Annotated in this window: 28 protein-coding genes; 14 read left to right on the forward strand and 14 right to left on the reverse strand. The window is 69.7% G+C overall.

Annotation, left to right across the window (positions count from 1 at the left end; genetic code table 11):
- Positions 1-61 precede the first annotated feature (61 nt).
- Complete coding sequence (locus tag ACWEIJ_RS01910; protein ID WP_449835323.1) at positions 62-388, forward strand: hypothetical protein; 327 nt, start codon at positions 62-64, stop codon at positions 386-388.
- Positions 389-1,171: 783 nt separating this feature from the next.
- Positions 1,172-1,555 (forward strand): C40 family peptidase, encoded by a 384-nt coding sequence (locus ACWEIJ_RS01915; protein ID WP_449835324.1) that lies wholly within the window; start codon positions 1,172-1,174, stop codon positions 1,553-1,555.
- On the opposite strand, the gene ACWEIJ_RS01920 is transcribed toward ACWEIJ_RS01915, so the two are convergent.
- On the reverse strand, positions 1,537-1,974 hold the full coding sequence (locus ACWEIJ_RS01920; protein ID WP_449835325.1) for a tautomerase family protein: 438 nt from the start codon (positions 1,972-1,974) through the stop codon (positions 1,537-1,539). The two genes, ACWEIJ_RS01915 and ACWEIJ_RS01920, sit on opposite strands and share 19 nt — an antisense overlap.
- A gap of 80 nt (positions 1,975-2,054) precedes the next feature.
- On the opposite strand from ACWEIJ_RS01920, the gene ACWEIJ_RS01925 reads away from it, so the two are divergent.
- Positions 2,055-2,612, forward strand: a complete 558-nt coding sequence (locus ACWEIJ_RS01925) for a TetR/AcrR family transcriptional regulator (protein WP_449835326.1) — start codon at positions 2,055-2,057, stop codon at positions 2,610-2,612.
- Here the strand turns inward: ACWEIJ_RS01925 and ACWEIJ_RS01930 are convergent.
- On the reverse strand, positions 2,593-2,919 hold the full coding sequence (locus ACWEIJ_RS01930; protein ID WP_449835327.1) for a YnfA family protein: 327 nt from the start codon (positions 2,917-2,919) through the stop codon (positions 2,593-2,595). The two genes, ACWEIJ_RS01925 and ACWEIJ_RS01930, sit on opposite strands and share 20 nt — an antisense overlap.
- Before the next feature lie 31 nt (positions 2,920-2,950).
- Here ACWEIJ_RS01930 and ACWEIJ_RS01935 point away from each other — a divergent pair, with 31 nt between their 5' ends.
- From ACWEIJ_RS01935 to ACWEIJ_RS01955, 5 genes are all read left to right on the forward strand, one after another.
- Positions 2,951-3,304, forward strand: a complete 354-nt coding sequence (locus tag ACWEIJ_RS01935; protein ID WP_449835328.1) for a hypothetical protein — start codon at positions 2,951-2,953, stop codon at positions 3,302-3,304.
- Entirely contained in the window at positions 3,301-3,738 is a 438-nt protein-coding gene (locus tag ACWEIJ_RS01940; protein ID WP_449835329.1) for a YbaB/EbfC family nucleoid-associated protein, read from the forward strand. The genes ACWEIJ_RS01935 and ACWEIJ_RS01940 overlap by 4 nt, the downstream gene beginning before the upstream one ends.
- 54 nt (positions 3,739-3,792) lie before the next feature.
- Positions 3,793-5,028 (forward strand): primosomal protein, encoded by a 1,236-nt coding sequence (locus tag ACWEIJ_RS01945; protein WP_449835330.1) that lies wholly within the window; start codon positions 3,793-3,795, stop codon positions 5,026-5,028.
- 73 nt (positions 5,029-5,101) lie between these two features.
- Positions 5,102-5,845, forward strand: coding sequence for a GntR family transcriptional regulator (locus ACWEIJ_RS01950; RefSeq protein ID WP_449835331.1), 744 nt, complete (start codon positions 5,102-5,104; stop codon positions 5,843-5,845).
- A 2-nt stretch (positions 5,846-5,847) separates the two neighbouring features.
- A complete protein-coding gene (locus ACWEIJ_RS01955; protein WP_449835332.1) occupies positions 5,848-6,855 on the forward strand; it encodes a dTDP-glucose 4,6-dehydratase in 1,008 nt (335 codons plus the stop codon).
- Here the strand turns inward: ACWEIJ_RS01955 and ACWEIJ_RS01960 are convergent.
- Positions 6,824-7,912: an adenosine deaminase gene (locus ACWEIJ_RS01960; protein ID WP_449835333.1), complete on the reverse strand. Its 1,089-nt coding sequence runs from the start codon at positions 7,910-7,912 to the stop codon at positions 6,824-6,826. The genes ACWEIJ_RS01955 and ACWEIJ_RS01960 overlap by 32 nt on opposite strands.
- A 358-nt stretch (positions 7,913-8,270) precedes the next feature.
- Here ACWEIJ_RS01960 and ACWEIJ_RS01965 point away from each other — a divergent pair, with 358 nt between their 5' ends.
- Both ACWEIJ_RS01965 and ACWEIJ_RS01970 read left to right on the forward strand, forming a co-directional pair.
- Positions 8,271-9,680: a hypothetical protein gene (locus ACWEIJ_RS01965; RefSeq protein ID WP_449835334.1), complete on the forward strand. Its 1,410-nt coding sequence runs from the start codon at positions 8,271-8,273 to the stop codon at positions 9,678-9,680.
- Between the two features lie 74 nt (positions 9,681-9,754).
- A complete protein-coding gene (locus ACWEIJ_RS01970) occupies positions 9,755-10,306 on the forward strand; it encodes a DUF2716 domain-containing protein (protein ID WP_449835335.1) in 552 nt (183 codons plus the stop codon).
- Here ACWEIJ_RS01970 and ACWEIJ_RS01975 read toward each other — a convergent pair.
- The 6 genes from ACWEIJ_RS01975 to ACWEIJ_RS02000 form a co-directional block, all read right to left on the reverse strand.
- Positions 10,243-11,517: a thymidine phosphorylase gene (locus ACWEIJ_RS01975; RefSeq protein ID WP_449835336.1), complete on the reverse strand. Its 1,275-nt coding sequence runs from the start codon at positions 11,515-11,517 to the stop codon at positions 10,243-10,245. The genes ACWEIJ_RS01970 and ACWEIJ_RS01975 overlap by 64 nt on opposite strands.
- Complete coding sequence (locus tag ACWEIJ_RS01980; protein WP_449835337.1) at positions 11,514-11,903, reverse strand: cytidine deaminase; 390 nt, start codon at positions 11,901-11,903, stop codon at positions 11,514-11,516. The genes ACWEIJ_RS01975 and ACWEIJ_RS01980 overlap by 4 nt, the downstream gene beginning before the upstream one ends.
- The gene (locus ACWEIJ_RS01985) at positions 11,896-13,137 is read right to left on the reverse strand and encodes an ABC transporter permease (protein WP_449835731.1); all 1,242 of its coding nucleotides are present in this window, start codon (positions 13,135-13,137) and stop codon (positions 11,896-11,898) included. The genes ACWEIJ_RS01980 and ACWEIJ_RS01985 overlap by 8 nt, the downstream gene beginning before the upstream one ends.
- A gap of 8 nt (positions 13,138-13,145) precedes the next feature.
- Positions 13,146-14,219 (reverse strand): ABC transporter permease, encoded by a 1,074-nt coding sequence (locus ACWEIJ_RS01990; protein WP_449835338.1) that lies wholly within the window; start codon positions 14,217-14,219, stop codon positions 13,146-13,148.
- Complete coding sequence (locus ACWEIJ_RS01995) at positions 14,219-15,799, reverse strand: ABC transporter ATP-binding protein (protein WP_449835339.1); 1,581 nt, start codon at positions 15,797-15,799, stop codon at positions 14,219-14,221. Before ACWEIJ_RS01995 ends, ACWEIJ_RS01990 begins: the two co-directional genes overlap by 1 nt.
- Positions 15,800-15,878: 79 nt before the next feature.
- A complete protein-coding gene (locus ACWEIJ_RS02000) occupies positions 15,879-17,012 on the reverse strand; it encodes a BMP family lipoprotein (RefSeq protein ID WP_449835732.1) in 1,134 nt (377 codons plus the stop codon).
- Between the two features lie 720 nt (positions 17,013-17,732).
- On the opposite strand from ACWEIJ_RS02000, the gene sdhC reads away from it, so the two are divergent.
- Genes sdhC through ACWEIJ_RS02020 form a run of 4 tightly spaced genes read left to right on the forward strand, consistent with a single transcriptional unit; the run spans position 17,733 to position 21,124 of the window.
- Entirely contained in the window at positions 17,733-18,155 is a 423-nt protein-coding gene (sdhC, locus tag ACWEIJ_RS02005; protein WP_449835340.1) for a succinate dehydrogenase, cytochrome b556 subunit, read from the forward strand.
- A gap of 2 nt (positions 18,156-18,157) precedes the next feature.
- Positions 18,158-18,565, forward strand: coding sequence for a succinate dehydrogenase hydrophobic membrane anchor subunit (locus ACWEIJ_RS02010; RefSeq protein ID WP_045313181.1), 408 nt, complete (start codon positions 18,158-18,160; stop codon positions 18,563-18,565).
- A 22-nt stretch (positions 18,566-18,587) separates the two neighbouring features.
- A complete protein-coding gene (sdhA, locus tag ACWEIJ_RS02015) occupies positions 18,588-20,342 on the forward strand; it encodes a succinate dehydrogenase flavoprotein subunit (RefSeq protein ID WP_449835341.1) in 1,755 nt (584 codons plus the stop codon).
- The gene (locus ACWEIJ_RS02020) at positions 20,342-21,124 is read left to right on the forward strand and encodes a succinate dehydrogenase iron-sulfur subunit (protein ID WP_449835342.1); all 783 of its coding nucleotides are present in this window, start codon (positions 20,342-20,344) and stop codon (positions 21,122-21,124) included. Before sdhA ends, ACWEIJ_RS02020 begins: the two co-directional genes overlap by 1 nt.
- A 345-nt stretch (positions 21,125-21,469) precedes the next feature.
- On the opposite strand, the gene ACWEIJ_RS02025 is transcribed toward ACWEIJ_RS02020, so the two are convergent.
- The 5 genes from ACWEIJ_RS02025 to ACWEIJ_RS02045 all read right to left on the reverse strand — a co-directional run bounded on the left by ACWEIJ_RS02025 (position 21,470) and on the right by ACWEIJ_RS02045 (position 23,664).
- Positions 21,470-22,105, reverse strand: coding sequence for a hypothetical protein (locus ACWEIJ_RS02025; RefSeq protein ID WP_449835343.1), 636 nt, complete (start codon positions 22,103-22,105; stop codon positions 21,470-21,472).
- A 62-nt stretch (positions 22,106-22,167) separates the two neighbouring features.
- Positions 22,168-22,386, reverse strand: a complete 219-nt coding sequence (locus tag ACWEIJ_RS02030; protein ID WP_449835344.1) for a hypothetical protein — start codon at positions 22,384-22,386, stop codon at positions 22,168-22,170.
- A 39-nt stretch (positions 22,387-22,425) separates the two neighbouring features.
- Positions 22,426-22,995 carry a hypothetical protein gene (locus tag ACWEIJ_RS02035; protein ID WP_449835345.1) on the reverse strand — a complete coding sequence of 190 codons (570 nt, stop codon included), beginning with the start codon at positions 22,993-22,995 and terminating at the stop codon, positions 22,426-22,428.
- An 81-nt stretch (positions 22,996-23,076) separates the two neighbouring features.
- Positions 23,077-23,427, reverse strand: coding sequence for a hypothetical protein (locus ACWEIJ_RS02040; RefSeq protein ID WP_449835346.1), 351 nt, complete (start codon positions 23,425-23,427; stop codon positions 23,077-23,079).
- 9 nt (positions 23,428-23,436) lie between these two features.
- Complete coding sequence (locus ACWEIJ_RS02045; protein WP_449835347.1) at positions 23,437-23,664, reverse strand: SCO4848 family membrane protein; 228 nt, start codon at positions 23,662-23,664, stop codon at positions 23,437-23,439.
- Between the last annotated feature and the right edge of the window lie 16 nt (positions 23,665-23,680).

Here is a 23,680-nt window from a genome sequence, read left to right on the forward strand (position 1 = left end):
CGAGGTACCGCTCATCGGGGCAGGATCTAGGCGGAACAGGTCACCACTGGGGGATTTTCAGATGGCGGAACAGGGTCTCAGGGTCGACCTCGACGCCTTGACCGGATACGCGTCGGCGGCGAGCGGTCTGGCGAGCGAGGTGGGCGCGGTCGGCACCGGCACGTTGAACGGCACCACCGCGCTGCCGGGCGACTGCTTCGGCAAGATCGGCAACGAGGCGGGGCTCAACGCCGCGTTCCAGACCGCCGCGCAGGCGCAGCTGGACGCGATCAAGGCCGCCTCGTCCGGGCTGTCCGGTCTCGGCACGGCCGTGGCGAAGGCCCGTGAGGCGTACATCGCCCAGGAAGAGGCGCACAAGGCGGCGCTGGACAAGGCGGCGCGCGCATGAGCGTCGAGGGTCTGCTGAGCACGTTCATCGCGCCCATGAAGGAAGACCTGGCCAAGCTCGACGGTGACACCGGCGGCGCGACGCAGGCCGGCGACGCCTTCGGCCGCGCGCAGACCGCGTTGACGGACCTGGGGTCGCGGCACTCCTCGGCGGCCACCGCCGTGCTGAACACGTGGTCCGGTGACAAGGCCAACGCCTTCTCCGGCCGCGTCGCCACGTTCGCCTCGGCCGCGAACACGTTGTCCTCCAACGCTTCCGTGTTCAAGACGGTGGCGTCCTCCGGTGTCGCCGCGGTGACCGGTGGTCGCACGGCGATCCAGGGCCTGATCGACGAGTTCACGTCGAAGGCGACGCCGAAGCTCGCCGCCGCCGTGGCCGCGTCGTTCGTGGCCGGGCCCGGTGTGGTGCTGGCGGCGCTCGCCGACCTCGCCGGGATGGCTTCCGGTTACCAGGGCAAGACGTCCGCCGAGGTGCAGAAGGTGCGCGACCAGCTCACGCAGCTGGTCGGGCAGCTGAACGGGCTGCAGAAGCCCGATCTCGGCGCGCTGGGCAAGCTCGGCGAGCCGCTCGGTGGCGACGAGGGCGGCACCACGTCGACCGCCGGCGCCTCCGACACCCCCAAGCACGACTCGACCGGGTCCGGCTCCCACGGCGGGGGGCGGCGGCGGCTCGGGTGGAGGCGGCGGCGGTGGTGGGGGCGGTGGCGGCGGTGGTGGAGGCGGCGGCGGTTCCGGTCCCCGGCTGCCGGTCGCGATCCCGCCGCAGCCCGGCACCGGCGTCGGCGTGAACCTGCCCGACGGCAGCAGTGCCGAGGCGCCGAACGAGACCGCGGCCAAGGCCGTCCGCAACGCGCTGTCCGCGCTCGGCACCCCGTACGTCTGGGGCGGCGCGAACCCGCCCCAGGGCACCGACTGCTCCGGCCTGACCCAGTGGGCCTACAAGAACGCGGGCTTCGACCTCCCGCGCCCGGCCTCGTCGCAGGCGATGGGCGCGTCCGTGCCGCCGGGCCAGGTCCTGCCCGGCGACCTGGTCGTGTGGGAGGGGCACGTGGCGATGGTGATCGGCAACGGGCAGATGGTCGAGGCCGGTGATCCCGTGCAGGTCAGCAAGATCCGCACGACGAACAGCGGGATGTCGTTCTACGGCTTCTACCGGCCGACGGGCTGAGTCCCGGCCGCGGCGGCCGCCTTCAGCTCGGCGAACTGCACGATCTGCCCACCCGCGGCCCAGGTCCCCTCCGGCTGCTCGTGGATGAGCACCCACACCCGCATCGCGTCGGACTCGCCGAGCCCGGCGGCTTCGAGCACCAGTGCGGTCGCCTCCTTCACCAGACCGGCCTTGCGCCGGTCGGAGAGCACACCGGTGGGCACCCGGACGTCCACGCGGAACCGCGGTGCGTCGTCCTCGGCCGTCGTCTGCGCGCCCTCGGGGAGCTCGTGCAGGTAGGTCCACGCGACCGAGCGGAAGAACGCGTTGTCCGGCGCGCCCTCCCACTTCAGCAGCAACGCGGCCAGGTCCTTCTGCACGGTCTTGCGGCCCGCGTCGGTGAGCGCACCGGCCGGCGCGGTCAGCTCGATCATCGGCATGGCGTCCTCCGTCTATGACGACTGTTATAACCAGGGGCGGACGCTATCCTATGACGAGTGTTATAGCCAGAGAGGTGCCGATGTCCCGCCAGCAGATCGTCGCCGGCGCGGCGGACATGATCCGCCGCCGCGGCCTCAACGCGACCAGCATCCGCGAGGTCGCGAAGCACGCGGGCACCCCGCTCGGTTCGACCTACCACTACTTCCCCGGCGGCAAGGACCAGCTCGCGACCGAGGCGGTCAGGTGGGCGAGCGACGCGGTGTCCGGTGTGCTCACCGCGAAGCTCCGCAAAGGACCCGTCGACGGGATGAAGGCGTTCTTCACGCTGTGGCGGGAGGTCGTGAGCGAGAACGACTTCCAGGCCGGTTGCCCGGTGGTCGCCGTGTCCGTCGAGGAGACCTCCGGCCGTGAGGCGCTCGCGGCCGCGGCCGAGGCGTTCACCACCTGGTCGGGACAGCTCGCCGAGTCGCTGCGCACGCACGGCGTCGCCCCGGACCGCGCGGACCGGCTGGCCGCGCTCGTGGTGGCCGCGGCGGAGGGCGCCGTGGCGATGTGCCGGGCGCAGCGCAGCCTCCAGCCCCTCGACGACGTGGCCGCCGAACTGACCGCGCTGCTCGCTAGCGCGGTGCGTACATGATCACGGCCACCCCGGCGAGGCACACCAGGGCGCCGATCACGTCGTAGCGGTCGGGCCGGAAGCCGTCGACGACCACGCCCCAGGCCAGTGAACCGGCCACGAAGACGCCGCCGTACGCGGCGAGGATCCGGCCGAAGTTCGCGTCGGGCTGCAACGTGGCGACGAAGCCGTAGACGCCCAGCGCGATCACACCGCCGCCGATCCACAGCCAGCCGCGGTGTTCCCGCACGCCCTGCCACACGAGCCAGGCGCCGCCGATCTCCATGAGGGCGGCGAGCGCGAACAGCACGACCGAACGCAGGATCATGCGGCACACTGTGGCAGTAGGGGGTGATCAGGTGGACGACGACGTCGAGCGCGCCGCGCGGAAGGTGCGCGATGTCGAGCAGGCCGTGTCGCAGCACGTCGCGCGCAGTGGTCCCATCACGGGACGAGCGTCCTCACCGGACGGTGCGGTGACGGTGGTCGCCACGCCCGGTGGTCCGCCGCAGCAGATCACGGTGAGCCCCGCGGCCCTGCGGATGGGCCCGCACGGGCTGGCCGCCGAGATCATGCGGATCGCCGAGAAGGCGCAGCGCGACGCCGGGTCCCGGCTGCACCGGACGCTGGAGCGGGTCGTCGACCCGCGGGAGCTGACGGAGCTGGGGTTCGTGCGCGAGCAGGACGAGGACGAGCTCGGGTGGCGGCGGTGAACGAGGAACGTCTGCAGGCCGTCGAGCAACTCCAGCGCGACCTCGCGGTGACCGCCGAGACCGTGGAGCACCCGAACGGGCTGTGCATGGTCACGGCGTCCGCGAAGGGCGAGATCAGGGCCCTGCACCTGCACCCGGCCCTGCTGCAGCAGGGCGCGAGGGCGGTCGGCGACGTCGTCACCGAGACCGTGCGGCTCGCGACCGACGCGGCGGTGCAGGCGAGCTTCAACAAGATGGCGCTGGCACTGGGTGACGGCATGGCGATCGACGTCGAATCGATCGCCGGCGATTCACCCTTCCGGTCGACGTGGAACCCCGTCGTCCCCCCGAAATCCGCAGCTCCGGAGGCAGCTCCGGAGCGGCGGCCCAGGACGCCGATCGTCGAGGACCCCGACGAGGACGCGTTCTTCGAGAACCCCTTTGGGCGCCGGTGATCAGCACCGTTAGGCTCGCCCACGGCATCAGGCAGGCGTGACCGGGAGGTCAGGATGGCGCAGGACATCGTCCCCATCGAGCTGGGGCTGACGCAGGGTGACGTGGTCACGCTGTGGGCACCCCGCTGGCGCGAGAAGGGCGAGGAGTGGGAGGCGTTCCTCGGTGACGAGGAGGACCTGTTCGTCTTCCCCGACGCCGCGCACCTCGCCGCCTTCGTCCGCACCGCCGAGGAGCACGACCTCACCGATCACCCCGCGTGGCAGATCGTGCCGTCGCTGAGCGTCGCGGACCTCTCGCCGGACGACAACCACCAGTTCGACCTCGTCGGCGTGCCCGAGCTGATCGCCGAGGACCCGGACACCTGGACGATCGGCGAGCTCGCCGACGTCATCGCGATCGTGCGCGCACTCGCGGACGTGTGCGACCTGGAGAAGGTCCACGAGGTGCTCGACTCGGCGGACGGCTTCTCGCTGCTGCCGCAGGGCACGCTGCCGTTCAGCGGCCGTGACGGCGCGAAGCTGTGGGACGCGATGTCCGAGGTCGTCTCGGAGAAGTGGGACGAGGTCCTGGACGCGATCGACAGCGTCGTGAGCACGCCGGAGGTCCCGGAGAAGGAGCTCTCCGTCGCGCAGGAGGAGCTCGCCGCCCTGGAGGAGGCCAATGCCGCGGCAGCAGCAGCTGCCGCCTCCGCCGCGGACGACGAGGACTCCGAGGACGCCGACGAGGAGAAGGAAGAGCCCACCGGCTTCTGGGCCGAGGTCGGCATCGACCCCATCAAGATCATCACGTCCGCCGGCGAGTTCTACACGCTGCGCTGCTACCTCGGCGACGACCCGGTGTTCCTGGGCCACCGCGGCAAGATCGAGGTCTTCACCTCGGCACGAGCCCTGAGCCGGTACGTGGCGCAGAACGACGACCACGACCTCGCCGAGGTCGAGACGTGGAACGACGTCAAGGTCAAGGCCACCGCCGGCGAGCTCGACGTCGACGTGGACGACGACAACGTCTACGTGCTGACCGGCATCGCCGAGGACATGGAGGAGGGCCCCGACGCCCTCGACCCGCAGCAGCTCGACCTCGCCGTCGAACTGTTCGAGGACGCGGGCGAGTGGGCCGAGGACGAGTCCGTGAAGGAGGCGCTGGCCTCCTCCGAGTCGCTCGGCTGGCTGGTGTCGTTCGTGGTCGCACCGGACCCGACGCGTCTCGCGCCGTCCGCCCCGTACGACGCCGAGGTGGCCGCGTTCCGCGCGCTGCAGGCGAAGTTCGAGGACCGCCTCAACACCAACTGATCGCAGACCTTGAAGAGGGCCACCCGCGGGTGGCCCTCTTTTTGTTTGTCCAAGACCTGTATGATACAGGTTTATGACAGGTTCTCGGGCGCAACGCCTTGCCGCCGAGCTGCGGGAACGCATCACGCTCGGCGACTACGGCCCGGCCGGCGCCATCGAGAGCGAGGCGGAGCTGGGCCGCCGGTACGAGGTCAGCCGCGTCACCGTCCGCCGCGCACTGGAGCAGCTGCGCGAAGAAGGACTGCTGGCGTCGCGCAAAGGCGCCGGCTGGTACGTCGCGTCGTTCGCCCAGCCGCTCGCACTCGGCACGTTCCAGCACGCGCGCTCCGCCGTCGCCGACGCCGGAGTCGCGCTGGTCCGCACGGTGCTGGAGTACGGCTACCGCGAGGCCCCGTCCAGCGTCGCGCTGACGCTCGGCGCGGGCGAGATGCTGCGCGTGCGGTCGTTGCGCCGCACCGGTGACGCGCCGCTGGACGTCGTGACCGAGTGGGTGCCGCTGATGCTCGCGGCACCGGTCAGCCGTGCCGACGCCGAGTCGCCCGGCACGTGGGAGACGTTGCGGCGCAACGGAAACCAGATCGCCGTGGTCCGGCAGAGCATCGCCGCCGTGGCCGCGGGCGACGTCGGACCGCTGCTCGAAGTGGCCGCGAGCACGCCCGTGCTGCTGGTGCGCCGCATCGCGCTGGACGCCGCGGAACGGCCGATCGCCCTGTCCGAGCACCACTACCTGGGCCACCGGTTCCAGCTGGAGGTCGAGTTCCGCGGCTGGCCGGGTGCGGAACCTCCCGGCGTCGCCCCGATCCGTTCGGAGGGCTGAGAATGCGCGTGCTCGTCACCGGTGCGGCCGGCTTCATCGGCTCGCACTTCACCCGCCACCGGCTGCGCGAACACCCGTCGGACGAGGTCATCGCGCTCGACGCGCTGACCTACCGCGGCACCCGCACGAACCTGCCCGCCGACGTGCCGTTCGTGCACGCGGACATCGCCGAGGCCGATGTCGAGGGCGTCGACGTCGTCGTGAACTTCGCGGCCGAGTCGCACAACAGCCTCGCCGTGCTGGACCCGGCGCGGTTCTTCCGCACGAACGTCCTGGGCACGCAGGCGTTGCTGGAGTCGTGCCGTCGCGCGGGCGTGCGCCGGTTCCACCACGTGTCGACGTGCGAGGTCTACGGCGACCTCGCGCTTGACGCCACCGAAGCGTTCCACGAGGACTCGCCGTACCGGCCCCGCACGCCCTACAACGCCTCGAAGGCAGGCGCCGACCACGCGGTGCGCTCGTACTTCGAGACGTTCGAGCTGCCCGTGACGATCACCAACTGCGCCAACAACTACGGGCCGAACCAGTTTCCCGAGAACGTGCTCCCGCTGTTCACCACCCGAGCCCTGGACGGCGAGCAGCTGCCGATCTACGCGGCGCGCGACAACCGGCGCGAGTGGATCCACGTGCTGGACCACTGCCGCGCGATCGACGCCGTGCTGCAGGACGGTGAGGTCGGCCGGACCTACCACGTCGGCACGGGCGTGGAGGCGAGCGTCGACCAGATCGCGGACCTGGTGCTGGACGAGCTGGGGCTGCCGCAGTCGCGGAAGTCCGTCGTGGCGGACCGGCCGGGGCACGACCGGAGGTACCTGCTGGACTCCACGCGGATCGGCCGCGAGCTGGGCTGGCGCCCGGAGATCGGCTTCGAGGCCGGTGTCCGGGACACCATCCGCTGGTACGCGGCCAATCGCGCGTGGTGGGAGCCGTTGCGAAAGCTCAGCCCGGTCGACGAGAACGCCTGGGCCGCGCGGTCGGTCACGCCGTCAGGGCCGCGTACCCCGGCTTGATCAGCTCGTTGATGATCGAGAGCCGCTCGTCGAACCCGATGAACGCCGACTTCATGGCGTTGATCGTGAACCACTGCAGGTCCGCCCAGCCGTAGCCGAACGTCTCGACCAGCGCGGCGAACTCGCTGGAGAGCGTGCAGTCGCTCATCAGGCGGTTGTCGGTGTTGACGGTGACGCGGAACCGCAGCTTGGCGAGCAGCCCGATCGGGTGCTCGGCGAGCGAGGGTGCGGCGCCGGTCTGCAGGTTCGAGGTCGGGCACATCTCCAGCGGGATGCGGCGGTCGCGGACGTACGCGGCCAGGCGTCCCAGTTGGACGGTGCCGTCGCCGGAGACCTTGATGTCGTCGACGATCCGCACGCCGTGGCCCAGGCGTTCGGCGCCGCAGTGCTGGATCGCCTCCCAGATGGACGGCAGGCCGAACGCCTCACCGGCGTGGATGGTGAAGTGCGCGTTCTGCTGGCGCAGGTACTCGAAGGTGTCGAGGCCCCTGGTGGGAGGGAAGCCGGCCTCGGGGCCCGCGATGTCGAACCCGACGACGCCGAGGTCGCGGTAGCGGACGGCGAGCTCGGCGATGCGCAGCCAGCCCTCGTTCTGGCGCATGGCGCACAGCAGCGTGCCGACGCGGATCTTGCGGCCGGTCTCGGCGACACGGGCCGTGCCGACGCGGAAGCCCTCCTGGACGGCCTCGACGATCTGCTCCAGCGAGAGGCCCTTCGCCACGAACAGCTCGGGCGCGTAGCGGAGCTCGGCGTAGACGACGCCGTCGGCGGCGAGGTCCTCGACGGCCTCGGCCGCGACGCGGACCAGAGCGGCCTCGTCCTGCATGACTCCGCACGTGTGGGCAAAGCCTTCCAGGTAGCGCACGAGCGACCCGGAGTTGGCGTTGTCGCGGAACCAGCCGCCCAGCACACCCGCGTCCGTGGTGGGCAGGCCCTGGTAGCCGGAGGCATCGGCGAGTTCGATCACCGTTTGCGGGCGGAGGCCACCGTCGAGGTGGTCGTGCAGCAGCACCTTCGGCGCGCTGCGGATGGTCTCCGAGGTAAGCGGGGTGGACATTGCTACACGTTACTTCAGGCGACACGCCGCTTCAGCATGGCCAAAATGATCTTGCTTCCACTATGATCGTTTGCTGGCTCACGGATGTTGCCGATCCGTGATCACAACTTTCTGCAACCACGAACGAGGCTTGAGTCACCCCAAGGTAGGAACTTCACCCGCCGCTGTCGCATGCTTCCGGCCGGTAACTTCGCATTCGGCCCAATCCGGTAGCCTGATCGGGCCAGTTGCCCGTCCGCACCCGGCCGTTTTCTGGCGGGGGTGGTACAGACACGTCCCGTGACGCGGATAGGCTCCCGTGGTCTCCCCCTCCCCTGGACGAAGGCACTCAGCCGTGACAGAGAACAACAACTCCACGATGTCCTTCGATCGGATGCGCAACATGCTCACGCGCGCCGCGGAGATCCGTGAGAGCGAGCAGCAGCAGATCTTCGACGCGCTGGACGAGATCCACGCCCGAATGTCACCTCTGGAGTCGCTGGGTTCGGTCCGCAAGCGCCTGTCGGAGCTGCCGGACCGCACCGAGGTCAGCGTGCTCGCGGAGCGGCTGGACGAGGCCCTCGCCAAGCTGGAGGCCCAGGACAACGCCGTCGCCGACATCGGTCGCGCGGTCGACGCCCTGGTGGACAAGCTGGCCAAGCCGTTCGCGCAGCTGGACGGCCGCCTCGACGGCGTCGCCGGCCGCTTCGAGGGCGTCGCGGGCCGCATGGACGGTCTTGAGGACAAGCTCGCGAGCATCCACAAGCGCATCGACGACCTCGACGGCCACCTGGACAAGCAGGACGGCAAGGTCGACGCCATTCCCGGCGCCGTCACCAACCCGCTGCGCGAGCGCATCGAGGCCCTCGAAGCCGCGCTGCGCGGCCGCCTCGACGAGGTCGACGAGGGCGTGCACGAGCACCTCGACGGCACCCGCGAGGCCCTGCAGAAGATCCTGAACGACTCCTTCTCCAGCCTGCACGGCCGCGCCGACGAGTCCCGCGACTCGCTGGCCGCCGCCCGTGCCGAGCTGATCGCCGCGATCGCCGACAGCCGTGGGGAGCTGGCGGGAGCGATCGCGGACAGCCGCGAGAAGCTGACGTCCACCGTGACCGACCGCCACAACCAGCTGTCCGGCGCCCTCGCCGAGACCCGCGGCGAACTGGCCAACACGCTGGCGGAGACCCGTGGCGAGCTGTCCGGCGCCGTCACCGAGACCCGCGACGCGCTGGCCTCCTCCCTCGCGGAGACCCGCACCGAGCTGGCCGCCGCCGTCGCCGACACCCGCGACGTCGTCAACGGCAAGCTGGACGAGGCCCGCACCGCCCTGTACGCGGCGATCGAGCAGTCCCGCGACCAGGTCGACGCGGCCGACCGCCTGGAGGCCCTCGCCGGCCGCCTGGAGCAGGTCACCTCGAAGCTCGACACCATGACCGACCGACTGGACAAGGTCGAGGACGACTTCGCGACCCGCATCGCCGAGCTCGGCGGTTCCGTGGACGCGGGCCTGTCCAAGGTCGCCGAGACCGTCGGCGCCCGCCCGGACACCGACGCGCTGCAGTCCCTGGTCCGCAAGTCGAACCAGGAGTCCGAACTGCGCATCGGCGGTCAGCTGGACGAGGCCATGGCCACCTTCGCCGAGCTCATCCTCGGCGGCGGCTCGCCCACGCCTCCCCCGCCGCCCACCGCCCTGCCGCGCCCGCAGCGCCGCACGCGCAAGAACGGTGCCAAGCCGGTCAACGGTGGCAAGGACATGGACGACGACGACTTGGCGGCCGAAGGCGCCTGATCGCCCTCGCCTGACCACGTGACACGGTCCCGGAGCTCGATGAGCTCCGGGACCGTTGTCGTTACGCTCCACTGGTGGCACACGAGGCGTTCGAGCACATCCAGGACGATCGGCACGTGTGGGACGAGTTCGAGCGGAAGTTCGCGTTCACGCCGTACTACCGGCCCGCGGGACCCGCCATCGACGAACCACCCGGCTCGGTCACCGTCGACCTGTCGCCGATCTTCGACGCCGGCGGCAGCGCCGAGTTCGACACCGGTGCGAAGCAGGTCGACCAGCTGGTCCTGGAGTCCTTCCAGCGGGTGTTCGACGACACCACGAGGCTGCTGGTGCTGGACTGGCAGCACGCGTCGTACTGGTTCCGGCCGCACGCGATCGCCGATGCGACGCGCTGGCCGCCATCGCCCGTGACGCCGTTCCCCAACGGCGACTACTACATCTTCCTCACCGCGGACATGTCCCAGGGCACCTTCGGACACCCGTGGGAGCAAACGCTGTGCGTGTTCGGGAACGACCTCGTCGACGACCTCGTGCCGACGCTGCCGTTCCCGATCAGGCGACGTCAGCCGCGGATCGTGTCGATCACCAGCGGCGAGCGTCCCGGCGCGGACTCCGAGACCGAGTAAGCACCTTCGAGAGCCTGCAACGCACCCTCGACGGCGTCGGGCGTGTCGGTGTGGAGCTCCAGCAACGGCTGGCCCTCGGCAACGACGTCACCGGGCTTGGCCAGGCACAGCACACCGGCACCGGCCTGCACCGGGTCCTCCTTGCGCGCCCGCCCGGCACCGAGCCGCCACGCCGCCACCCCGACGCCATACGCGTCCAGAGTGGACAGAACGCCGGCCGCGGGTGCCGTCACCACGTGCTTGTGCGAGGCGACGGGCAGGTCCGCGTCCGGGTCGCCGCCCTGGGCACGGATCATCCGCGCCCACACCTCGTAGGCCTCACCGGAGGCCAGCACCTCGGCCGGATCGGCGGAGATCCCGGCCAGCGACAGCATTTCCGCGGCCAGCGCCACGGTCAGCTCCACCACGTCCGCAGGGCCGCCACCGCGCAACACGTCGACGGACTCGGCGACCTCGACCGCGTTGCCGACGGCACGGCCGAGAGGCACCGACATGTCGGTCAGCAGAGCCGAGATCCGCACGCCGTGCTCGACACCGATGGCCACCAGGGCCTCGGCCAGCGCACGGGCCGACGCCAGGTCCTTCATGAACGCGCCGGACCCGACCTTCACGTCCAGCACCAGCGACTCGGCCCCCTCGGCGATCTTCTTCGACATGATCGAGGACGCGATCAGCGGAATCGCCTCGACGGTTCCGGTGACGTCGCGCAACGCGTAGAGCTTGCGGTCGGCCGGAGCAAGGCCTTCGGTGGCCGCACAGACCACGGCACCGACCGAGGACAGCTGGTCGAGGATCTCCGAAGTGGACAGTGCCGCCCGCCAGCCGGGGATCGACTCCAGCTTGTCGAGCGTCCCGCCGGTGTGGCCGAGACCGCGCCCGGACAGCTGCGGCACGGCGGCGCCGCAGGCGGCGACCAGCGGGGCCAGCGGCAGCGTGATCTTGTCGCCGACGCCGCCGGTCGAGTGCTTGTCCACGGTCGGGCGGTCCACGTGCAACGACAACCGCTCGCCCGACGAGATCATCGCCTGCGTCCAGCGCGCGGTCTCGGCGGAGGTCATGCCGTTGAAGAAGATCGCCATGGCCAGCGCGGACATCTGCTCGTCCGCCACGGCACCGCGGGTGTAGGCGTCGATGACCCAGTCGATCTGCGCGTCCGAGAGAACGAGGCCGTCGCGCTTGGCGCGGATGACGTCCACGGCGGAGAAACTCATGGCAGGTCCTCCGGTCCGAACGCGTCGAGCAGCACCTCGGTCATCGGCAACGGCCCGCGCGCGGTGTCGACCAGGCACTCGCGCCCGCCGAACTCGTAGATCACCTGGCGGCAGCGCCCGCACGGCATCAGCAGCTCGCCGGAGCCGCCGCGGCAGGCGACCGCGACCAGCCGGCCGCCGCCGGTCAGCCGCAGCTGGCCGACCATCGTGCACTCGGCGCACAGGCCGAGACCGTACGAGGCGTTCTCGACGTTGCACCCGGTCACGATGCGGCCGTCGTCGCACAACGCGGCCGCCCCGACCTGAAGCCCGGAGTACGGGCAGTGGGCGAACGACGCCGCTTCCACTGCCCGTGCCCTCAGGAGATCCCAGTCGATCTCAGCCACGGCGGTACACCACACCGTCGGCGGCCGGCATCCGCAACCGCTGCGACGCCACGGCCAGCACGGCCAGCGTCACCATGTGCGGCGCGTAGGACACGAACTCGCTCGGGATCTCGTCGAGGCTGATGTACAGCAGGTACAGCAGCACGGCCACGATGATCGCCGCCGCCGCGGAGAACCAGCGCTGGCGGATCAGCTGCCACACCACGATCACGCCGAGCAGCAGCACGACGCCGTAGACCAGCGCCAGCACGGTTTCGCCGCCCGAGCGCAGCTGCAGGCCGTCGGCGTAACCGAACAGCGCCGCACCACCCAGCAGGCCGCCGGGCCGCCAGTTGCCGAAGATCATCGCGGCGAGACCGATGAAGCCGCGGCCACCGGTCTGTCCCTCCAAATAGGACAGCTGACCGGGGTTCAGCACCAGCGCGGCGCCACCCAGGCCGGCGAGACCACCGGAGACGATCACGGCGACGTACTTGTGGAAGTACACCTTCACGCCCAGCGAGTCCGCGGCGTGCGGGTTCTCGCCGACCGAGCGCAGCCGCAGGCCGAACCTGGTGCGCCACAACAGGTAGTACGACAGCGGCACGAGCAGGATGGTCAGCATCGTCAGCGGCGAGACACCGGTGACCAGGCCGCGCAGGATGCCCGCGACGTCCGAGATGATCAGGCGCTTGCCCTGCTCCAGGTCACCGAGCCAGTCCGCGAAACCGGCCGCCGAGTACGTGTCGAACGGCTGGACCGGCGGCGACTGACGCGGGTTGTGCGACAGCGGCTGGAAGATCAGCGTCGACAGGTACTTCGTCAGACCGGCGCCGAGCAGGTTGATCGCCACACCGGAGACGATGTGGTTGACGCCGAACGAGACCGTGGCGATCGCGTGCAGCAGTCCGCCCAGCGCACCGAACACGACGGCCGCGACGACCGCCGCCCACGGGCCCCACTGGTAGCCGGCCCACGCCGCACCCCAGGTGCCCATGATCATCATGCCTTCGAGGCCGATGTTGACCACGCCGGCGCGTTCCGACCACAGACCGCCGAGCCCGGCGAGCAGGATCGGCAGCGCCAGCCGGACCGCGGTCTGGGTGGTGCCGGACGACGTCAGCTGCAGGAAGCCGGTCTGGTACGAGGTGACCGACAGCAGCACGATCGCGCCCGCGACCCCGAGCAGGCCGACGGCCCACCCCGGCACCTTGCGCTTGCGGGGCGCCGCCGGGACGTGGGGCTTCTCCTCCATCGTCGTGATCACGCGGCACCTCCGACAGTTCCGAGCTCACGGCCGACGCGACGCTGTTCCGCGGCGAGCTCGACGCGGCGCACCACCTCGTACGCGACGACGACCGACAGGACGATCGAGCCCTGCATGATGGTGACGATCTCCCTTGGCACACCGACGTTGTCGAGTGCGAGACCCGACTTGTCGAGGAACGCCCACAGCAGCGCGCCGAACGCGATGCCGCCGGGGTGGTTGCGGCCGAGCAGCGCGATCGCGATGCCCGAGAAGCCGATGCCCGCGGAGAAGTTCAGGCTGAACGTGTGGTCGCGGCCGAGCATCTCCGGCAGGCCGATCAGGCCCGCGATGGCGCCGGAGAGCAGCATCGACACCAGCACCATCTTCTTGGCGTTGACGCCACCCGCCGACGCGGCTGTGGACGACTCACCGGAGGCGCGCAGCTCGAAGCCGAACCTGGTGCGGTTCATCATGATCCAGTAGCCGACGCCGAGCGCGATGGCCACGAACAGGAAGCCGAACATCGTGCCGGAGCCGCCGAACGAGATGCCCGGCATCCAGCCGCTCTCCGGGATCTCCGGCGTGCGGATGTTGTTGCCCCGCAGCTCACCGAAGACGTCGCGGCGGATCAGGTAGGCCGACAGGCCGATCGCCAGGCCGTTCATCATGATCGTCGAGATGACCTCGTTCACGCCGCGGGTCACCTTGAGGATCGCGGGGATCGCGGCCCAGGCGGCACCGGCGAGCGCGCCGACGATGATGATCGCCAGCGTGTGGATGCCCGGCGGCAGCGCGATCGAGCCGCCGACCACCGCGGCGACCACGGCCGCGACGCGGTACTGGCCCTCGACACCGATGTTGAACAGGTTCATCTGGAACCCGATCGCCACCGCGAGCGCCGCGATGTAGTAGATGCCCGTCGAGTTGATGATGTCGACGAGCGTGGTGCCCTTGCCGACCTGCGTCACCATCGCACCGAACGCGCTGAGCGGGTTCGCGCCCGAGATCACGAGCGCCACCCCGCACAGCAGCATCGAGAAGACGATCGCCAACGCGGGCGGCAGGAGTTTGCCGCGCAGGTGTCCCATCAGTTCTCGCCTTCCTCGACGACAGCGGTCTCCTGGACCGCCGCGCTCGTGCTGCCCGCGCCCGTCATCGCGCTGCCGAGGTCCTCGGGCGTGACGGTGCTCGGGTCGGCGTCGGCCACCAGGCGGCCGCGCAGCATGACCTTGATCGTGTCCGAGAGGCCGATCAGCTCGTCCAGGTCGGCGGAGATCAGCAGCACGGCGAGACCGGCGGCACGGGCGCGCTTGATCTCGTCCCAGATCAACGCCTGCGCGCCGACGTCGACACCGCGCGTCGGGTGCGAGGCGATGAGCAGCACCGGGTTGCCGGACAGCTCCCTGCCGACGACGAGCTTCTGCTGGTTGCCACCGGAAAGCGCGGCCGCGGGCACTTCGATGCCCGGCGTGCGGACGTCGAACTCGCTGACGATCCGCTCGGTGTCCTTCTTGGCGCCGTCGGTGTCGAGCCAGATGCCCTTGGCCGTGGGCTTGCGGGTCTGGTAGCCGAGAATCCGGTTGTACCAAAGGGGTTGCGTGAGCAGCAGGCCGTGGCGGTGGCGGTCCTCGGGCACGTAGCCGATGCCCGCCTCGCGCCGCGCCAGCGTCCCGAGCTTGGTGAGGTCGTTGTCCAGCAACGTGATCGTGCCGCTGCCGGCCTTGCGCATGCCCATGATCGTCTCGACCAGCTCGGTCTGGCCGTTGCCCTCGACGCCGGCGATGCCGACGACCTCGCCGGACCGGACCACCAGGTCGACGTCGTCGAGGATCGGCCGCGAGCCGTCGGGGGTCATCAGCTTCAGGCCCTTGACGTCCAGCACGACCTTGTCGGTCACGGTGGACTCGCGGGTCTCCGGGCTGGGCAGCTCGCTGCCGACCATCATCTCGGCGAGCTGGCGCGACGACACGGTCTTCGGGTCCGCGCTGCCGACGGTCGTGCCGCGGCGGATCACCGTGACCGAGTCCGCGATCGCGCGGACCTCGTCGAGCTTGTGCGAGATGAACAGGAACGTGTAGCCCTGCTCCTGCATGCCGCGGACGGTGTCGAAGAGCTCGTTGACCTCCTGCGGCACGAGCACGGCGGTCGGCTCGTCCAGGATGATCACCTTGGCGCCGCGGTAGAGCACCTTGAGGATCTCGACGCGCTGCCGGTCCGCGACGCCGAGCTGCTCGACGAGCACGCCGGGGTCGACGTTGAGCCCGGTCTTGCCCGACAGCTCGATGATGCGCTTGCGGGCCTTCTGGCCGATGCCGTGCAACGACTCGGCGCCCAGGACCACGTTCTCCTGGACGGTGAGGTTGTCGGCGAGCATGAAGTGCTGGTGCACCATGCCGATGCCGGCCTTGATGGCGTCCGACGGCGTGCGGAACCGCACCTGCTCGCCGTTCACCTCGATGGTGCCCTCGTCCGGCGCCTGCATGCCGTAGAGGATCTTCATCAGGGTCGACTTGCCCGCGCCGTTCTCACCGCAGAGCGCGTGCACCTCGCCGCGGCGGACGGTCAGGTGGACGTCGCTGTTGGCGACCACACCGGGGAATCGCTTGGTGATGCCGGTGAGCACCACGGCGGGGGGATCGTCCGTCCGGACGGACGTGGAACTGCTCATCGTCGAGGCTCCTCCTACCACGCACCAGGCCCTGTGAGGGCGAAACCTCACAGGGCCCGGTTGCTGCGGTTACGCGGGACTACGGCTTGTCCGCGACCTTGATCTTGCCCTCGATGATCTGGGCCTTGTAGCCCTCGAGGATGCCCTGCAGCTTCGCGTCGATCTTGCCACCGGACGTGGCGTAGCCGACACCGCCGACCTTCAGGTCGAAGACCTTCGGCAGCGACGCGAGGTCGTTCTTCGCGGCGGCCCGGATGAAGTCGTAGACCGCGACGTCGACGCGCTTGAGCATCGACGAGACGATGACGTCCTTGGTGTCCGCGACGGTCGCCTGGTTGTACTGGTCGGAGTCGACACCGATCGCCAGCACGCCACCCTGCTTGGCGGCCGAGAAGATGCCCTTGCCGGAGGCACCCGCGGCCTGGTAGATCACGTCGGCGCCCTTGTCGATCAGGCCCTTCGCGGCCTCGGAGCCCTTCGGCGCGTCCTGGAAGCCCGAGAAGTCACCGGCCGGGGTGATGTACTTCTTGTCGATCTGAACCTTCGGCGCGGCGGCCTTGGCACCCTGGTAGTAGCCGGCCTCGAACTTCTGGATCAGCGGGATCTCGACGCCGCCGACGAAGCCCACGTGGCACTTCTTGCTCTGGTACGCGGCGATGACGCCGGCCAGGAAGGAACCCTCCTGCTCGGCGAACAGCAGCGGCGTGACGTTGGTGGCACCGTCCACTGCGGAGTCGACGAGACCGAACTTGACGTTCGGGAACTGCGGCGCGACGACCTTCAGCGACTCGGCGTAGGCGAAGCCGACGGCCACGATCGGGTTGAAGCCCTCGGTGGCCAGCTGGCGCAGCCGGGTCTGCTTCGCGGCCTCGTCCTCGTTCGGCGCGGCGGAGAGCTCCTTGACGTTCTCCTTCTTGACGCCGAAGTCGGTGATCGCCTTGTCGAGACCGGCAGCGGCGGAGTCGTTGAACGACGCGTCGCCACGACCACCGATGTCGTAGGCCAAGCCGACCTTCAGCGCGCTGCCGTCCACCTTGTCACCGGCGGCGGCGCTGGTGTTCGAGGTGGTGGGCGCGGGGGGAGGCGTGGCGAACTCGCAGGCGGTACCGCTGCCCGCGTTCGAGTTGTTGCTCCCGCCACCCGAGTCCTTCGCGCAGGCGGCCATAGTCATCACGCTGGTCAACGCGATCGCGGCGACCGCGACGCCACGCATACGACGACGCACGGCTCGTCTCCTCCCTGAGGTTCCTCCCCAACGACGTTGTTGGGTTCTAGACGGCGCACCGTACCTCTTAGTAACCAACCTCGTTGCGGCCAGCACCTACAAAGACCCCTATCGGTTACTCATTCGACGCATTGGCCGTACCTGCGGTGATCAATCGTGTTCGGCGCGTGGTGAAACGTCCTCTTCGGCCGCTTCACCGCTCTGATCGTCGTCCAAACGGCCCAGTTCCGCGCGCCAAGCCCACCGCTCCAGCGCCGACGACATGCCCGAAACGGGGCCGCCCGGCGGAAGTTCCCTCCCCATGAACCCAGGATGAGCCCGTCCGCTGTCACCGCGCTGACGTTCGGATGTCCGCCGGAGCTGAACCGTTCGCGGCCGCTCGCCGTGTAGGGGGTGGCAAGTGCCCTTGCCACTGACGGCGGCCCGGACCAAGGCGGAGGTCCAGGCCGCCGTCCTCGTTTCCGGACGGCACGCGGGGCCCCCGCGTCCTCTCCTGGAGTACGAAAGCTCCCCGCGTACTGCTCGATGTGGCGTGGAACGCATTTCGGGATCGATCAAGACCGCTTGGCCGATCGACAGCGTGTCTCATCGATCACAGAGCGGGTGCGCCTGCTGGGTCGCTTCCGACGTGCGGGACTAGCATTTCCCGGTCATGGTCGGAAGGAACTGTTCACCGACCACCACCACTGACGTTGGAGGCCGCGGCGCATGACCAGCGCAGGCGCACCCGAGCGGTCGGGCACCACCCGAGGGGGTGGGACGCTCTACCGCGGCGATCTGGGCATGTGGTCCTGGGTCGCCCACCGGATCACCGGTGTCCTCACGTTCTTCTTCCTCTTCACCCACGTGCTCGACACGGCACTCGTCCGAGTGTCGCCGAACGCGTACGACGCGGTGATCGAGACCTACAAGAACCCGGTCGTGAACCTCTTCGAGGTCGGCCTCGTCGGCGCGGTGCTCTACCACGCGCTGAACGGCATCCGGGTCATGCTGGTCGACTTCTGGGAGAAGGGCGCCAAGTACCAGCGGGTCATGCTCTGGACCGTGCTGGCCGTCTGGGTCGTCGTGATGATCCCCGGCTTCTACTTCATGATGCAGCGCACGATCTCCGACCTGGTTGGAGGTCACTGACCATGTCTCTCGCACTCGACAAGCCCCGTCAGCCGCGCCGCCCCGCGGCCCGTCGCAGCAACGGCGAGCTCTACAGCTGGCTGTTCATGCGCCTGTCCGGCCTGCTGCTCGTGGTCCTGGTCCTGGGCCACCTGTTCATCATGAACATCCTCGACGGCGGCGTACACAAGATCAACTTCGGCTTCGTGGCCGGCCGCTGGGCGTCCCCGTTCTGGCAGTTCTGGGACCTCGCGATGCTCTGGCTCGCGCAGATCCACGGCGGCAACGGCGTGCGGACGGTCATCAACGACTACGCCCGCAAGGACTCCACCCGGTTCTGGTTGAAGATGCTGCTCTACGTCTCGATGGTGCTGATCGTCTCGCTCGGCACGTTCGTGATCTTCACCTTCGACCCGAACATCTCGAACTGACCCGCGCGGGGAGCCCACCACAATGCAGTTCCACAAGTACGACGTAGTCATCATCGGCGCTGGTGGTGCCGGAATGCGCGCGGCGATCGAGTCCGGCCAGCGCGCCCGCACCGCGGTGCTCACCAAGCTCTACCCCACGCGTTCGCACACCGGCGCGGCCCAGGGCGGCATGTGCGCCGCCCTCGCCAACGTCGAGGAGGACAACTGGGAGTGGCACACCTTCGACACGATCAAGGGCGGCGACTACCTGGTCGACCAGGACGCCGCCGAGATCATGGCGAAGGAGGCCATCGACGCCGTTCTCGACCTCGAGAAGATGGGCCTGCCGTTCAACCGCACGCCCGAGGGCAAGATCGACCAGCGCCGGTTCGGCGGCCACACGCGCAACCACGGTGAAGCCGCCGTGCGCCGCGCCTGCTACGCCGCGGACCGCACCGGTCACATGATCCTGCAGACGCTGTACCAGAACTGCGTCAAGCACGGCATCGAGTTCTTCAACGAGTTCTACGTGCTCGACATCTGTCTCACCGAGACGGAGAACGGCCCGGTCTGCACCGGCGCCGTCGCGTACGAGCTCGCGACCGGCGAGATCCACGTCTTCCAGGCCAAGTCCGTCGTCTTCGCGACCGGTGGTTTCGGCAAGGTCTTCAAGACCACGTCGAACGCCCACACGCTGACCGGCGACGGCATGGGCATCGTCTTCCGCAAGGGCCTTCCCCTGGAGGACATGGAGTTCTACCAGTTCCACCCGACGGGTCTCGCGGGTCTCGGCATCCTGCTGACCGAGGGTGCCCGCGGCGAGGGCGCGATCCTGCGCAACGCCTCGGGTGAGCGGTTCATGGAGCGCTACGCCCCCACCATCAAGGACCTGGCGCCGCGCGACATCGTGGCCCGCTCGATGGCCCTCGAGGTGCTGGAAGGCCGTGGCGCCGGCCCGAACAAGGACTACGTGCTGCTCGACTGCACGCACCTCGGCGCCGAGGTGCTGGAGACGAAGCTGCCGGACATCACCGAGTTCGCCCGCACCTACCTCGCGGTCGACCCGGTCGTCGAGCCCGTCCCGGTCTACCCGACCGCGCACTACGCGATGGGCGGCATCCCGACGAACGTCCACGGCGAAGTGTTGCGGGACAACGACAACATCGTCCCCGGCCTGTACGCCGCCGGCGAGTGCGCGTGCGTGTCGGTGCACGGCGCGAACCGCCTGGGCACCAACTCGCTGCTGGACATCAACGTCTTCGGCCGCCGCGCGGGCATCGCCGCCGCCGAGTACGCGCTGTCGCGCCCCGAGCACGTCGACCTCCCGGAGAACCCGGCCGCGGCCGTCGAGGCGCAGGTCGCGCTGGTGCTGTCCGAGCACGGCCAGGAGCGCGTCGCGGACATCCGCACCGAGCTGCAGGCCACCATGGACGCCAACGCGTCCGTGTATCGCACCGAGGACACGCTGAAGCAGGCGCTGCACGACGTGCAGGCGCTGAAGGAGCGCTACGCCCACATCCAGGTGCAGGACAAGGGCAAGCGCTTCAACACCGACCTGCTGGAGGCCGTCGAGCTCGGCTTCCTGCTGGAGCTGGCCGAGGTGCTGGTCGTAGGCGCGTTGGCGCGCAAGGAGTCCCGCGGCGGCCACGCCCGCGAGGACTACCCGAACCGCGACGACACGAACTTCATGCGCCACAGCATGTTCTACAAGCAGGGCGACGGTCTGGCCGCGGACATCCGCCTCGACTACAAGCCCGTCACATTTACCCGGTACAAGCCGATGGAGCGCAAGTACTGATGACCGCCACCGCTGAAACCACTGCAGGCTCGCGCGGCTCCCAGCCGCCGGTTCCGGACGGCGCTGTCACGGTCACCGTGAAGATCCGCCGGTTCAACCCGGAGTTCGACGACGAGCCCCGCTGGGACTCGTTCGACATCCCCGCGCTGCCGTCGGACCGCGTGCTCAACCTCCTCCACTACATCAAGTGGTACGTGGACGGCACGTTGACGTTCCGCCGCTCCTGCGCGCACGGCATCTGCGGCTCGGACGCCATGCGCATCAACGGCGTCAACCGCCTGGCGTGCAAGGTGCTGCTGAAGGACCTGCTTTCCGCCTCCGGCAAGCCCACCACGATCACCATCGAGCCCATCAAGGGCCTGCCGGTGAACAAGGACCTGCTGGTCGACATGGAGCCCTTCTTCGAGGCGTTCCGCGCCGTCAAGCCGTACCTGGTGACCTACGGCAACGAGCCGACGCGCGAGCGCATCCAGTCCGTGGCCGACCGCGAGCGCTTCGACGACACCACGAAGTGCATCCTGTGCGCCTGCTGCACCACGTCGTGCCCGGTGTACTGGACCGAGGGCTCGTACTTCGGCCCCGCGGCCATCGTGAACGCGCACCGGTTCATCTTCGACTCGCGTGACGAGGGCGCTGAGGAGCGGCTCGACATCCTCAACGACATCGACGGCGTGTGGCGCTGCCGCACCACCTTCAACTGCACCGACGCCTGCCCGCGTGGCATCCAGGTGACGAAGGCGATCCAGGAAGTGAAGCGGGCGCTGCTGTTCAAGCGCGTCTGAGTTTCGGCTCTCCTTTCGAGGCGCCGCGTTCCCGTTGGGGGCGCGGCGCTTTCGGTTGTCCGGTGCGGCTCGACGATGCGCACCGGACGGCCGGAGCGGGTCACGCGCAGCCCTCACCGAGCTGCGAAGCTGCCCCGCACGCCCCAATTCCCGCGCAAGCGCAACGCTCCCGCGCCACCGCACCCGTCCAGCAAGCCTGTCGCCGGTGGCGAAGCCCCTCACTCCCACCAGGCCGCGACACCCTCGGCATCCCGGTCACCGCGGCACCACGACCCGCCCGGGCGGCCTGGGCCGCGCCACCCCACACACCTCAACTCCCGCGCAAGCGCAACGCCTCCGCCACGGTCACCGCGGCTCCACGACCCGCACCGGCGGCCTGGGCCGTGCCGCGGCCGCCCCGTGCGCCTTGCGCAACTCCCGCGCCACCGCCTCCGGATGGTCGCGCAGGCGGGTCGGGAGCGTCTGCAGGACGAGGATTCCCGCTGCCGCGTAACGGCTGTTGCGCGCGAGTGTGCGTTCGTAGTCGCGCGGTCCGAAGTGGAACGCCTTCGAGTCGATCTCCCAGGCGAGGCCCACGTCGTCGAACCACGCGTCGGGTCTGCCGACGATCAGGCCGTCGGCGTCCGCGATCGTGACGTTCCAGTGCGGTGTGGTGAGCCGGATTCGGCGGGAGAGGCGGCGGGCGTCGCGTTCGGCCACCGATTCCGCGCGGCCCAGTTCCTCCAGGACCTCGCGGACGAGCTTGGTGCCGTAGCGGTTGGTGCGGGCTTCCAGAGCGAGGCTCTCGGGCGTGCAGCGGTCGCGTTGGAGGGCGGCGGCGACGAGAGCGGTGGCGGCGTCGGCAGAACGCAACTGGCGGCACGCGTCGACCACGGCGCGATCCGCGGACACGACGGGGAATCCGCCCACCTCGCGAGAAGCGGGCATCGGCGAGGCGCGTTCGACGATCAGCGAGCCGGAGCCGGCCGAGCGGCCCGGCACGAGGACGTGGATCTCGGTGCCCGTGGCGGGCAGGCCGTGGCGGCGGCAGGCTTCAGCGCCTGTCAGGACGGCGTCGGGGCCCGCGCGCGCAGCAGGGCCGCGGTGACCTGTTGGTCGCGCGTGGGCGGGCCGTTGTGCAGCAGCACCACTCCCGGGTGCATGCGCTGCCACGGCCCGCCCGGCTCGCAGCGTCGCCAGGGGTTCGAGACCCCCAGCGACCTCAGGGCGGTGGCGCTGATGACTCCGAGATCGCTGCGTTCGCGCAGGTGTTCGATGAGCATGGAGTCAGTGTGACGAGCGACACCGACAGTTTTCGACGGTCAGCGCCGGGAGAGCCGCCTGCGGTCGATCAGCAGCAGGAGCACGCCCGCGATGCCGAACAGCACGCCCAGGAGCAGCAGCCAGCCGACGTCGGCGCCTGTGCTCGCCAGGCGGTTGTCCTGGTGGCGAGGGGGCGTCGTGACCGGCGGCGACGTGGTCACCGGCGGCTTCGTGGTCGTCGTGACCGGCGGTGTGGTCGTGACCGGGGGCGACGTCGTGACCGGAGGCGTCGTGGTCGACACCGGCGGCGTGGTGGTCGTCGTGGACGAAGACGTCGTGGACGAGGTCGTGTAAGGCGGCGTGGTCGTTGACGTGGTCGTGCTGGTGGTGCTGGTGCTGGTGGTGGTGCACGGCGTCGTCGTCGTGGTGGTGTACGCGGTCGTGGTCGTCGAGGTGTCGCCACCTCTCGGCACGGGCACGCCCCGCGCTGGACGGTCTTTCGGGCACCACGCCTTGACGCACACCCGGCCGTCCCCCGAGGCCTCGGCCTCGGGAGCGGCACCGTGCAGCGCGACGATCGTCAGCACTGCGCCGGCGGTGAGCAGACCGATGTAGGCGATACGTGACATGCCACGATGGTTGGCCGGGACACGCCGCGTCGCACGGGCAGCAAGCGCACGTCACCCACCAGTGCGCCCTACATCGCTCGATCAGGTCCAGAAGACCGCGACACCCACGTTCAGCACGACGAGGGACGCCGCCGTCGGCAGCAGCCAGGACGGGGCCTTCGGCTTGTTGAGGTTGACGGCCACGACGGCGGCGATGGCCACGAGGACCAGCAGCTTGACGCCGATCTTGATGTGGTCGTACTTCACCGAGTCGACCAGCGGGTCGATCGCGACCAGCGCGACACCCGTCAGCAGCTGCAGAGCCGAGCCGTGCAGCCAGCCCTTGTTGACCGGCGCGTCCTTGCCGGCCCTCGCCTGCAACATGATCATCGCGACGAGCAGGCCCATGCCCAGCAGGTGCAGGAACACCAGCAGCAGGCGTACGAACTCCACAGCGTTTTCCTATCGACGTCGAGTGGCCAGGAATCCCCGCACGCCCAGCACACCGATGATCGTGCCGAACACGAGCGAGGCGATCACGAGCACCAGGTGCACCGTGAAGAACGGGGTAGGTCCGTCGCTGAACGAACGCGGGTCCTTCCAGATGTTCTTCAGGAACGTGGGCCAGATCACCCACGACCACACTCCGAAAGCCACCAGGAAGAGTGACATCGGGCGCGAGAGCTTCACGACGACCAGTATCCGA

It is taken from the genome of Lentzea sp. NPDC004789 (assembly GCF_053601075.1).